The 12,231-nt window shown below is 69.5% G+C and carries 11 protein-coding genes; 10 read left to right on the top strand and 1 reads right to left on the bottom strand.

What is annotated here, in order from left to right:
* Nucleotides 1-21 precede the first annotated feature (21 nt).
* From murC to dnaE, 10 genes are all read left to right on the top strand, one after another.
* Nucleotides 22-1,434 (top strand): UDP-N-acetylmuramate--L-alanine ligase, encoded by a 1,413-nt coding sequence (gene murC / locus ACR5MH_RS02110; protein ID WP_433862228.1) that lies wholly within the window; start codon nt 22-24, stop codon nt 1,432-1,434.
* Nucleotides 1,435-1,439: 5 nt separating this feature from the next.
* Entirely contained in the window at nt 1,440-2,450 is a 1,011-nt protein-coding gene (locus tag ACR5MH_RS02115; protein WP_431350225.1) for an FtsQ-type POTRA domain-containing protein, read from the top strand.
* Between the two features lie 142 nt (nt 2,451-2,592).
* Nucleotides 2,593-3,771: a cell division protein FtsZ gene (gene ftsZ, locus ACR5MH_RS02120; protein WP_431350226.1), complete on the top strand. Its 1,179-nt coding sequence runs from the start codon at nt 2,593-2,595 to the stop codon at nt 3,769-3,771.
* A complete protein-coding gene (locus ACR5MH_RS02125; protein ID WP_431350227.1) occupies nt 3,737-4,441 on the top strand; it encodes a YggS family pyridoxal phosphate-dependent enzyme in 705 nt (234 codons plus the stop codon). The genes ftsZ and ACR5MH_RS02125 overlap by 35 nt, the downstream gene beginning before the upstream one ends.
* A 70-nt stretch (nt 4,442-4,511) precedes the next feature.
* Nucleotides 4,512-5,033 (top strand): cell division protein SepF, encoded by a 522-nt coding sequence (locus tag ACR5MH_RS02130; RefSeq protein ID WP_431350228.1) that lies wholly within the window; start codon nt 4,512-4,514, stop codon nt 5,031-5,033.
* A gap of 76 nt (nt 5,034-5,109) precedes the next feature.
* Nucleotides 5,110-5,406, top strand: coding sequence for a YggT family protein (locus ACR5MH_RS02135; RefSeq protein WP_431350229.1), 297 nt, complete (start codon nt 5,110-5,112; stop codon nt 5,404-5,406).
* Nucleotides 5,407-5,567: 161 nt separating this feature from the next.
* A complete protein-coding gene (locus ACR5MH_RS02140; RefSeq protein ID WP_431350230.1) occupies nt 5,568-6,356 on the top strand; it encodes a DivIVA domain-containing protein in 789 nt (262 codons plus the stop codon).
* Nucleotides 6,357-6,407: 51 nt separating this feature from the next.
* On the top strand, nt 6,408-6,965 hold the full coding sequence (lspA, locus tag ACR5MH_RS02145) for a signal peptidase II (RefSeq protein WP_431350250.1): 558 nt from the start codon (nt 6,408-6,410) through the stop codon (nt 6,963-6,965).
* Nucleotides 6,965-7,885 (top strand): RluA family pseudouridine synthase, encoded by a 921-nt coding sequence (locus ACR5MH_RS02150; protein ID WP_431350231.1) that lies wholly within the window; start codon nt 6,965-6,967, stop codon nt 7,883-7,885. Before lspA ends, ACR5MH_RS02150 begins: the two co-directional genes overlap by 1 nt.
* 42 nt (nt 7,886-7,927) lie before the next feature.
* Entirely contained in the window at nt 7,928-11,446 is a 3,519-nt protein-coding gene (dnaE, locus tag ACR5MH_RS02155) for a DNA polymerase III subunit alpha (RefSeq protein WP_433862229.1), read from the top strand.
* A 75-nt stretch (nt 11,447-11,521) separates the two neighbouring features.
* Here dnaE and ACR5MH_RS02160 read toward each other — a convergent pair whose 3' ends face one another.
* Entirely contained in the window at nt 11,522-12,016 is a 495-nt protein-coding gene (locus ACR5MH_RS02160) for a flavin reductase family protein (RefSeq protein ID WP_431350232.1), read from the bottom strand.
* Nucleotides 12,017-12,231: the final 215 nt, after the last annotated feature.

Genomic DNA, 12,231 nt, shown 5'->3' on the forward strand with positions numbered 1-12,231 from the left:
CGCGGACCGAAAGCAGCACCTGTGACGATCAAACCCGACCTCAACGCCACCATCCCCGACGAGCTGGGCACGCTCCACTTCGTCGGCATCGGGGGCTCGGGCATGAGCGGAATCGCGCGGCTGTTCCTGGAGTCCGGCCACACTGTCACCGGGTCCGACGTGCGCCACTCGGCCAACATCGACGCGCTGCGCGCCCTCGGCGCCACCATCGCGATCGGCCACGACGCCGCGAATGTCGGCGACGCCGACACCCTCGTGGTCACCGGTGCGCTCTGGCAGGACAATCCGGAGTACCAGCTCGCCCTCGCCGACGGCATCCCGGTGCTGCACCGCTCCCAGGCGCTGGCCTGGCTGATCAACAAGAAGCGCCTCGTCGCCGTCGCGGGAGCGCACGGCAAGACCACCTCCACCGGGATGATCATCACCGGGCTGCTGGGCCTCGGCGAGGACCCGAGCTTCGTCAACGGCGGCGTCATCGCCTCGCTCGGGAAGAGCTCGCAGACGGGCAGCGGCGAGCTGTTCGTCGTGGAGGCCGACGAGTCCGACGGCTCCTTCCTGCTCTACGACACGGCGGTCGCGCTGATCACCAACGTGGACCCCGACCACCTCGACCATTACGGCTCGCTGGAGGCGTTCGAGGACGCCTTCGTGACGTTCGCCCGCGAAGCCGACGAGTTCGTGGTCGTCTCCTCCGACGACGCGGGCGCCACGCACGTCCACCGCCGGCTGGTGGAGGTCGCGCCGGAGAAGCGCGTCGTCACCTTCGGCGAGGCGGAGGACGCCGACGTGCGCGTCCACTCGATCGTCACCGACGGCCCGGTCGCGTTCACGCTGAGCTACTCCGGCGCCGACTACTCGGCGCGCCTGCGGGTGCCCGGCCGGCACAACGCGATCAACGCGGCCGGCGCCTTCGCCGTGCTGACCGGACTCGGCTTCGACCCCGCCGCCGCGCTGGCCGCGATCGCGGAGTTCGGCGGCACCGAGCGCCGCTTCGAGCTGCACGGCAACGTGGGCGGCGTGAGCGTCTACGACGATTACGCCCACCACCCGACCGAGGTCGCCGCCGCGCTGTCGGCCGCGCGCACGGTCGTCGGCGACGGCCGCATCATCGCGGTCCACCAGCCGCACCTCTACAGCCGCACCCGCCTGTTCGCGCAGGAGTTCGCCGAGACCCTCGAGACCTACGCCGACGAGACCGTCGTGCTCGACGTCTACGGCGCGCGCGAGGACCCGGAGCCCGGCGTCACCGGCGCCCTGGTCGCGGATCGGTTCCAGCATCCCGAGCACGTCGCGTTCATCGCAGACTGGCAGGAGGCCGCCGACCACACCGCGCGGATCGCGCGCGAGGGCGACTTCGTCATCACGCTGGGCTGCGGTGACGTCTACCGGATCGTCCCGCAGCTCCTCGACTCGCTCCGCCGCGTCCGGGAGTAGCCCGCGTGAAGCGTCCCCAGGGATTCGAACGGTCGGCGGCACGGCAGCCCGGCGCTCCGGCGCCCTCCGCACCGGAGACCGTCGCTCCGGCGCGCCCCGAGGACGCCCGCGCCGCGGCCCCCGTCGGGACGATCACCGAGCCGATCCCGATCGCCCGCTCGCAGGAGCCGTTCCCCGAGCGGAAGCTCCGCCCGTCCCGGGCGACGGCCGACCGCCTCCCGCTCACGGAGCGCGTGCCGAGCAATCGCGAGATCTCCCAGGCGCTCCGCGCCGCCCGCGCCGAGCGCCGCCGGGTGGAGCGCGGCGAGGTGCGCCGGTTCACCAAGCGCTCGCGTCGCCGCAGGATGGCGTGGCTCGGCGCTGCGGGCGTCGTCGTCGCGCTCGTGCTCGGCACGATCCTCGTCGGCCTCTCGCCACTGCTCGCGCTCCGGCACATCCAGGTCGTCGGCGCCTCGCGGCTGGACGCCGGCGCGATCTCGGCCAAGCTCGGCGACCAGGTCGGCAAGCCGCTCGCGCTGCTCGACCAGGCCGAGATCTCCAGTGACCTGGCCGCCTTCCCGCTCATCCGCAGCTACACGCTGGAGAGCCACCCGCCGGACACCCTCGTGGTGCGCATCGTCGAACGCCAGGCGATCGGCGCCATCCAGCACGGGTCGGCCTTCGAGCTCGTGGATGCGGCGAAGGTCCCCATCTCCTCCAGCGCGACCCGACCGGCCGGATACCCGATCATCGCCGCGACGGGAGGCGCGGCCGACGCGAACGCGGACTCCGGGTTCGCCGCGGCGGCCGCCGTGCTGTCGTCGCTGCCCGCCGACGTGCTGAGCCGGGTCGACACCATCTCGGCGAAGACGAAGGACGACGTGTCCTTCACGCTCCGCGAGGGCGGTGCGACCGTGGTCTGGGGGAGCGCGGAGGACTCGGCGCTCAAGTCCGCCGACCTCGCCGCGCTGCTCAAGGGCGCGCCGAAGGCGAGCCGTTTCGACGTCTCGTCGCCGCACAGCGTGACGACAGGATGACCGGGTTGACGGCGCATTTGCCGACACGCCTGCGAACTGCGGCGGCAGGGGCCCTTGCGCCTCTACCGTCGAATCGAGAATTGCATACTCAGCATATCTTTAAACCTCGACTTGAGGTTGAAGGTTCCCGTGGAGGCCGGACGTGACAGCAAACCAGAACTACCTCGCCGTGATCAAGGTCGTCGGCATCGGCGGCGGCGGCGTGAACGCCGTCAACCGCATGATCGAGCTCGGCCTGCGCGGCGTCGAGTTCATCGCCATCAACACGGACGCGCAGGCGCTGCTGATGAGCGACGCCGACGTCAAGCTCGACGTGGGCCGCGAGATCACCCGCGGCCTCGGCGCCGGAGCCGACCCCGAGGTCGGCCGCCGTGCCGCCGAGGACCACGCGGAGGAGATCGAGGAGGCGCTCGCCGGCGCCGACATGGTCTTCGTCACCGCGGGCGAGGGCGGCGGCACCGGCACAGGCGGCGCACCGGTCGTGGCCCGGATCGCGAAGTCGATCGGCGCCCTGACCATCGGTGTCGTCACCAAGCCGTTCTCGTTCGAGGGCAAGCGCCGCCAGCAGCAGGCCGAGTCCGGCGTGCAGCGGCTCAAGGAAGAGGTCGACACCCTCATCGTCGTCCCGAACGACCGGCTGCTGGAGATCAGCGACCGCGGCATCAGCATGCTGGAGGCGTTCTCCACCGCCGACCAGGTGCTCCTCGCCGGTGTGCAGGGCATCACCGACCTCATCACCACCCCGGGCCTCATCAACCTCGACTTCGCCGATGTGAAGTCGGTCATGCAGGGCGCGGGCTCCGCGCTGATGGGCATCGGCTCCTCGCGCGGCGCGGACCGAGCCATCAAGGCCGCGGAGCTGGCGGTCGCCTCCCCGCTGCTGGAGGCCTCCATCGACGGCGCCCACGGCGTGCTGCTCTCGATCCAGGGCGGCTCGAACCTCGGCATCTTCGAGATCAACGACGCCGCCCGCCTGGTACAGGAGGCCGTGCACCCCGAGGCGAACATCATCTTCGGCGCGGTCATCGACGACACCCTCGGCGACGAGGTGCGCGTCACGGTCATCGCGGCCGGTTTCGACGGCGGCGAGCCGAAGTCGGTGCAGACCGCGGCCGCGGACGCACGTCGGTCCACCTACGTGGAGGCCGGCTCGGAGGAGGCGTCGATCGCCTCGTCCGCGGCGGTCGAGGCCGGCGAGGTCGAGGCCCCCGCCACGGAGTGGCACGCGACCGGCGAGACCCCGGTGACCGAGACCGCGCAGAAGGACCCGGCGTTCGACGACGAGAATGACGACCTCGACATCCCCGACTTCCTCAAGTAGCCCGCTCGCCGAGCGGCTCGCCGCGGTCCGGGAGGGCGTCGCCGACGCCGCCCGGGCCGCCGGCCGCTCCCCGGACGAGTTGACGACGATCGTGGTGACCAAGTTCCACCCGGCGTCGCTCGTCCGCGAGCTCGCCGCGCTCGGCGTGCGCGATGTGGGGGAGAACCGGCACCAGGAGGCGCAGGAGAAGGCGGCGGAACTCGCCGACCTCGACCTGCGCTGGCACTTCGTCGGCCAGCTTCAGAGCAAGAAGGCGCGACAGGTGCGGCGCTACGCGTCCGTCATCCACTCGCTGGACCGGATCTCGCTCGTCGACGCTCTGAAGCTGGACGACGCGCCCGACGTGGACGTGTTCGTCCAGCTCAACCTCACCGACGACACGGCGCGCGGCGGCGTCGCCGACCGCGACCTGGAGCCGCTGGTCGAGCACGTGCTCGCCACGCCCGGCCTGAACCTCCTCGGCGTGATGGCGGTCGCCCCGCTGGACGAGGAGCCGGCACGCGCCTTCGAGCGCGTCCGGCTCGCCTCCGAGCGGGTCCGCACGCTCGCGCCGGAGGCGACATCCATCTCTGCGGGCATGTCCCAGGACTACCGGGAGGCCGTCGCCGCCGGTGCGACACACCTTCGCATCGGCACCGCCATTACCGGGAATCGGCCAAGCCTTCGTTAATCTCGGAAGGGAAGAAGGTTCATTCAGTGCGTGCGAGGCGTCGGCGCACCGGTCTACACGGAGGAAGCGCATGGCCAACCCGCTGAAGAAGACGATGGTCTACCTCGGCCTCGCCGACGAGGAGCTGGAGTTCGAAGAGTCCCCGGAGCAGCACCAGCCGGTGCAGCACCAGCCGCGCCGCGAGGCTCCCGCCCCGTCGCCGGTCCAGCCCGTCCCGCACCCTGCACCGGTCGCTCCCGTGGCCGGCCGCGCTCCGGTCACCCCGCTGCGCAAATCGTCCACCGCACGGAATGTTTCGGTACAGGAAATGAACGAGATCCTCACAGTCCACCCCCGTCAGTACCGCGACGCGCAGGCGATCGCCGAGTCCTTCCGCGAGGGCATCCCGGTGATCATCAACCTGTCGCAGATGAGCGAGGGCGACGCCCGCCGCCTCATCGACTTCGCCAGCGGCCTCTCGCAGGGTCTGTACGGCAAGATCGAGCGGGTGACTCCGAAGGTGTTCCTGCTCTCGCCGTCGCACGTCGTCGTCTCCGGCGAGCACGGCGGACAGGACGCCGACGTCGACGCCTCCTTCTTCGCGCAGGCCTGACCCTTTTCCTGCGAAAGCGCACCGCCCGGCCGGGCGGTGCGCTTTCGTGCATACGCCGTCGTTCATACTGGGTGTTGTGCTTGTCGTCTCGATCATCGCGAACGTGCTCTACTACGTCCTCCTGATCTACTTCTTCGTGCTCTGGGCCCGCTTCGTGCTCGACCTGGTGCGCACCTTCGCGCGGCAGTGGCGCCCTCGGGGCTTCGGGCTCGTCCTCGCCGAGTCGACGTACGTGGTCACGGACCCGCCCATCCGATTCTTCCGCCGGATCATCCCGCCGCTGTCGATGGGGGCGGTCGCGATCGACTTCGGCTGGAGCCTCACCATGCTCGTCGTCATCATCGGCCTCTACGTGACCCTGAGTTTCACCTGACGCCGAGCTGGCGTCGGTTGGGGTCGGGCTGCGCTGCCGTTGTAATGTGGTCGAGGCCGACGCACCACGGGTGCGGCGGAGTGCGCGGCGGCCGTGCACTTTGCTAGCGTTGGCTGAACGCACTCACTGTTCGTCCTTTTCAAGATCTAAGGTGGCTTCTCATGGCGCTGACTCCGGAAGATGTGGTCAACAAGCGGTTTCAACCGACGAAATTCCGTGAGGGCTACGACCAGGACGAGGTCGACGACTTCCTCGACGAGGTCGTCGTGGAGCTCCGCAGGCTGACCCAGGAGAGCGACGAGCTCAAGCAGCGCCTCGTGGCCGCCGACTCGCGCATCGCAGAGCTGCAGCGCAGTGGCGGCTCCGGCCAGGCCGCGGCCCCGGCCGCCGCCGACAACGGCGAGGTGCAGCGCCTCCAGCAGGAGAACGACGAGCTCAAGCAGCGCCTGGCCACCGCCCAGCAGGAGGCAGCGCAGGCGAAGCAGCAGGCCGCCGCCGCTCCAGCCGCCGCGGGCGCCGCAGCGGGCTTCGCCGCCGGCGCCACCGACGCGAACGACCCGAACGCGACCAACAACCTCCTCCAGCTCGCCCGCCGCCTCCACGAGGAGCACGTGCGCGAAGGCGTGGAGAAGCGCGACGCTCTCATCGCGGAGGGGCACGCCACCGCCGCCCGCATCGTCGCCGAGGCCGAGTCCAAGCAGCGCGCCCAGATCAGCGCCCTCGACCAGGAGCGTGCCGGCCTCGAGCGCCGCATCGACGAACTCCGTGGCTTCGAGCGCGACTACCGCCAGGGCCTGAAGGGCTACATCGAGGGCCAGCTCCGCGACCTCGACAGCCAGTCCGCCTCCTTCGGCGGCAACGCCCCCACCCCGGTGCCCGCGGGCTCCTCCGACGGCAACAGCCAGGACCAGGGCGCTCAGCCTCCGGTCTTCCCGGGCTTTGGAGGCTAGCCCCCGAAGGCCGAGGTCGGTAACGGGGCCAAGGTCAGCATCAGGGCCTTGGTGATCCTGGCCGTGGTCGCGCTCTGCGTGTACCTCGTGGATCAGATCGCCAAGGTCCTGGTCGTCTCGAACCTCTACGAGGGCCAGCAGCTCCAGGTCCTCGGACAGCTCCTCCAGCTCCACTTCGTGAAGAACCCGGGCGCGGCTTTCTCCATCGGCAGCGGGTCGACCTGGATCTTCTCGATCGTCGGCGTCGGCGTGCTCGGCTTCGTCATCTGGTACGCGCCGCGCATCCGCTCGACGGCGTGGGCCATCCTCTTCGGGCTGCTGCTCGGCGGTCTGCTCGGCAACCTGACCGACCGGCTCTTCCGGGAACCGGGCTTCGGCGTCGGGCACGTCGTGGACTTCCTGCAGATTCCTTTGCTGCCCGCCATCTTCAACCTCGCGGACGTCGCCATCGTCTCGAGCATGGTGCTGTTCCTCATCCTCTCGCTCCGCGGCGTCGGCCTCGACGGGCAGCAGCAGCCCGAGGAGGATGACGCGTTCGGCGAGGACGACACGGTCGTCGCGGCCGAGCCGCCCGCAGAGTCGCGCGAGCCCCGAAACCCCCAGCTCTGATGGAGTCGCGCAGCCTCCCCGTCCCCGACGGACTCGAAGGGTCACGCGTCGACGCGGGCCTCGCCAAGCTCCTGGGCTTCTCGCGAAGCTTCGCCGCCGAGATCGCCGAGGCCGGCGGCGTCACCATCGACGGCCGCGAGGCGGACAAGTCGGACCGGCTCTCGGCCGGCTCCTGGCTCGAGGTCTCCTGGCAGCCGCGCGAGGAGGCCCGCATCGTCCCGATCGCGGTGCCCGAGCTGACGATCGTCCACGACGACGACGACATCGTCGTCATCGACAAGCCGGTCGGCGTCGCGGCGCATCCTTCGGTCGGCTGGGAGGGCCCCACGGTCCTCGGTGCGCTGGCCGCCGCGGGCTTCCGCATCTCGACCTCCGGCGCCGCCGAGCGCGCGGGGATCGTCCACCGACTCGATGCCGGCACCAGCGGCCTGATGGTCGTGGCGAAGTCCGAGCACGCCTACACCGTCCTGAAGCGCGCCTTCCACGACCGCACGGTCGAGAAGATCTACCACGCGGTCGTCCAGGGCCACCCCGACCCGCTGACCGGGACCATCGACGCGCCGATCGGCCGGCATCCCCGGAGCGACTGGAAGTTCGCGGTCGTCGCCGGCGGCAAGCCGTCCGTGACGCACTACGAGACCATCGAGGCGTTCCCGGCGGCGAGCCTGCTGGAGATCCACCTGGAGACCGGTCGCACCCACCAGATCCGTGTGCACATGGCGGCCCAGCGGCACCCGTGCGCCGGCGACGCGATGTACGGCGCCGACCCCGCGCTGTCCGCCCGGTTGGGACTCACCCGGCAGTGGCTGCACGCCGTCCAGCTCGCCTTCGAGCACCCGGCGACGCGGGAGTGGGTGACCTTCACCACGACCTACCCGGAGGATCTGCAACACGCTCTCGACGTGCTCCGGGCGTCGTAGGTCCGACGTAGTCTTAAGCCCTCACCTCGACCCGGAGCAATAGTGCCGACCGACTCCTTCGTCCATCTCCACGTCCACAGCGAGTACTCGATGCTCGACGGGGCCGCACGCGTCAAACCGCTCATCGAGGCGGCCGTCGAGCAGGGCATGCCGGCCGTCGCGATCACCGACCACGGCAACATGTTCGGCGCGTTCGACTTCTGGCGCACGGCGACGGACGCCGGCATCAAGCCGATCATCGGCACCGAGGCCTACCTGACCCCGCGCACGCACCGCACCGACAAGACGCGCGTGCGCTGGGGCGACGGCGGCGGCGACGACGTGTCGGGCTCCGGCGCCTACACGCACATGACCATGCTCGCGGCGACCACCGAAGGCATGCATAACCTCTTCCGGCTCTCGTCGTACGCCTCGCTGGAGGGCTACTACTTCAAGCCGCGCATGGACCGCGAGCTGCTGCAGCGCTACTCGAAGGGCATCATCGCGACGACCGGCTGCCCGTCCGGCGAGGTCCAGACCCGGCTGCGGCTCGGGCAGTACGAGGAGGCCAAGAAGGCGGCGGCGGAGTTCCGCGACATCTTCGGGCCCGAGAACTTCTTCGCCGAGATCATGGACCACGGCCTCGGCATCGAGCGCCGCATCATGAGCGACCTGATCCGGCTCGCCAAAGAGCTGGGTCTTCCGCTCGTGGCGACCAACGACCTCCACTACACGCACGCGGCCGACGCGAAGAGCCACGCGGCGCTGCTGTGCGTGCAGTCCGGCTCGACCCTCGACGACCCCAACCGGTTCAAGTTCGACGCCGACGAGTTCTATCTGAAGACGCCGGAGGAGATGCGCCGCCTCTTCCGCGACCATCCGGACGCGTGCGACAACACGCTCGCGATCGCCGAGCGCGTCGACGTGAAGTTCGACACCGCGGCCAACTACATGCCGCGGTTCCCCGTGCCGGAGGGCGAGACCGAGCAGAGCTGGTTCGTCAAGGAGGTCGAGAAGGGCCTCCACGAGCGCTACCCGGGCGGGATCACCGAGGACGTGCGCAAGCAGGCCGACTACGAGATCGGCGTCATCTCCCAGATGGGCTTCCCCGGCTACTTCCTCGTCGTCGCCGACTTCATCAACTGGTCGAAGCGCAACGGTATCCGCGTCGGCCCCGGCCGTGGTTCCGGCGCCGGGTCGATGGCCGCGTACGCGATGCGGATCACCGACCTCGACCCGCTCCGGCACGGTTTGATCTTCGAGCGGTTCCTCAACCCGGACCGCGTCTCGATGCCCGACTTCGACGTCGACTTCGACGACCGCCGCCGCGGCGAGGTCATCAAGTACGTGACCGAGAAGTACGGCTCCGAGCGCGTCGCGCAGATCGTCACCTACGGCACCATCAAGGCCAAGCAGGCCCTCAAGGACTCCGGCCGCGTGCTCGGCTTCCCGTTCTCGATGGGCGAGAAGCTGACCAAGGCGATGCCGCCGCCCGTGATGGGCAAGGACATCCCGCTCACGGGCATCTTCGACAAGGAGCACCCGCGCTTCAAGGAGGCCGTCGACATCCGCGCGGTCGTGGAGAGCGACCCCGAGGCCAAGACCGTCTTCGACACGGCGCTCGGGCTCGAGAACCTCAAGCGCCAGTGGGGCGTGCACGCGGCGGGCGTGATCATGTCGTCCGATCCGCTGATCGACGTCATCCCGATCATGAAGCGCGAGCAGGACGGCCAGATCGTCACGCAGTTCGACTATCCGGCCTGCGAGTCGCTCGGCCTGATCAAGATGGACTTCCTGGGCCTGCGCAACCTCACGATCATCAACGACGCGCTCGACAACATCCGCGACAACCGCGGCGAGAACCTCGTGCTCGAGGAGCTGGAGCTGGACGACCGCGGCGCGTACGAGCTGCTGTCCCGCGGCGACACCCTCGGCGTGTTCCAGCTCGACGGCGGCCCGATGCGCTCGCTGCTGCGCTTGATGAAGCCGGACAACTTCGAGGACATCTCGGCGCTCATCGCGCTGTACCGCCCGGGCCCGATGGGCGCGAACTCGCACACCAACTACGCGCTGCGCAAGAACAACCTGCAGGACATCACGCCGATCCACCCGGAGCTGGCGGAGCCGCTGGCGGAGATCCTCTCGACCAGCTACGGCCTGATCATCTATCAGGAGCAGGTCATGGCCATCGCGCAGAAGGTCGCGGGCTTCTCGCTCGGCCAAGCAGACATCCTGCGCCGCGCGATGGGCAAGAAGAAGAAGTCCGAGCTGGACAAGCAGTTCGAGGGCTTCTCGCAGGGCATGGTCGACCGCGGCTTCTCCATGGCGGCGGTCGGCAAGCTGTGGGAGATCCTGCTGCCGTTCTCCGACTACGCCTTCAACAAAGCGCACTCTGCCGCGTACGGCGTCATCTCGTACTGGACGGCCTACCTCAAGGCGCACTATCCGGCCGAGTACATGGCCGCGCTGCTGACGAGCGTCGGCGACTCCAAGGACAAAATGGCGCTCTACCTCAACGAGTGCCGCCGCATGGGCATCAAGGTGCTGCCGCCGGACGTCAACGAGTCCAACCTCTACTTCGCCGCCGTCGGCGAGGACATCCGCTTCGGCATGGGTGCCGTCCGCAACGTCGGCGCCAACGTCGTCGACGGAGTGCGGGCGGCCCGCGAGAGCAAAGGCCGGTTCGAGTCGTTCCACGACTTCCTGAACAAGGTCCCGATCCACGCGGCCAACAAGCGCACCGTCGAGTCGCTCATCAAGGCGGGCGCGTTCGACTCGCTCGGGCACACCCGGCGCGCGCTCGTGGAGGTGCACGAGGACGCGGTGGAGTCCGCGGTCAAGATCAAGCGCAGCGAGGCGAACGGCGACGTCGGCTTCGACTTCGACAGCCTCTGGGGCGAGGACGAGCAGAGCCAGACGCAGCACCACATCCCCGACCGCCCCGAGTGGGTGAAGCGGGACAAGCTCGCGTTCGAACGCGAGATGCTCGGCCTCTACGTGTCCGACCATCCGCTGGCCGGGCTGGAGCTGCAGCTCGCCAAGCTCGCGAGCACGTCGATCGCCGAGCTGCTGGCGTCCGACAACGTGCAGGACGGCGACACCGTCGTCATCGCGGGGCTCGTGACGAGCGTGCAGCACCGCGTGGCGAAGGCGTCCGGCAACCAGTACGGCATGATCCAGGTCGAGGACTTCGGCGGCGAGATGACCGTCATGTTCATGGGCAAGGCGTACCAGGAGTTCTCGCCGATGATGCAGGGCGACTCGATCGTCGTCGTCCGCGGCCGGGTCAGCATGCGCGACGACGGGATGAACCTGCACGCGTTCAGCCTGATGGTGCCCGACCTCGGTCAGGCCGACGACATCGGCACCCTCATGATCACGATGGCCGACCAGCGCGCGACGACAGACACGGTCGCCTCGCTCGCAGAGGTGCTGTCGCGGCACCCCGGCGACAGCGAGGTCCGCCTCCGACTCGTCAAAGGCCAGACCGCCCGCGTCTTCGAGGTCCCGAAGCCCGTCAAAGTCTCCCCGGACCTCTACGGCGAGCTCAAAGGCCTCCTCGGCCCCAACTGCCTGGTCTAGCAGCGATCGCTTCCTCACTTTCTCCCGCCGACACGCGGTGATTGGCGGGAGAAAGTGAGGAAGCGATGGCTGCCGTCAGTCGAGTTCGCTGGGGCGGTGGTAGCGGCGCTCGTGGTAGAGCAGCGGCTCGTCGGGGGCGCCGAGCTCGCCCTCCTCGATCTGGACGACCACCACGGCGCTGTTGTGCACCGGGAAGCGGTCGACGATGCGGCCGACCATCCACGCCGTGACGTCGTTGATGACCGGGAGGCCGTGGGGTCCGCGGCGCCAGTGGTCGCCGAGGAAGCGCCGGGTGTTGTCGTCCGAGAGGATTTCGGCCACGCCCTTGTTCCGCACGCCGAGCATGTGGATGATCACCCGATCGGTGTCCGCGATCGCCGGCCAGCTCGACGCGGAGAGCGCCATGTTGAACGTCGCGAGCGGCGGGACGGCGGAGAGCGAGGCGAGCGAGGTGGCGGTGAACCCGACCGGCGTGCCGTCTGCGGTCTGTGCGGTGACGATCGCCACACCGGCGGCGTGCCGGCGGAACGCCTGCCGGAAGGCGGAGAGGTCGGGAGTCGCGTCAGTCATATGCGGTTATCAAGCGCCGTTCGGGGTGAGGAATTCCGCGCCAGCGTTCGGGGCTGAGCGGAGCGGGCGGTGCGGATAGGCTTGAGCGGTCATGATGCAGACCATCGATCTCCGCGGAGTCCAGCCTACCCGGGCCGCTTTCGAGCGCCTCGTGCCCCGTCCCGTCGTGGACATCCAGGTCGCGGTGCATGTCGCGACCGAGCTGATCGACGACG

Source organism: Streptomyces sp. L7 (assembly GCF_050990935.1).
Classification (GTDB): Bacteria; Actinomycetota; Actinomycetes; order Actinomycetales; family Microbacteriaceae; genus Leifsonia.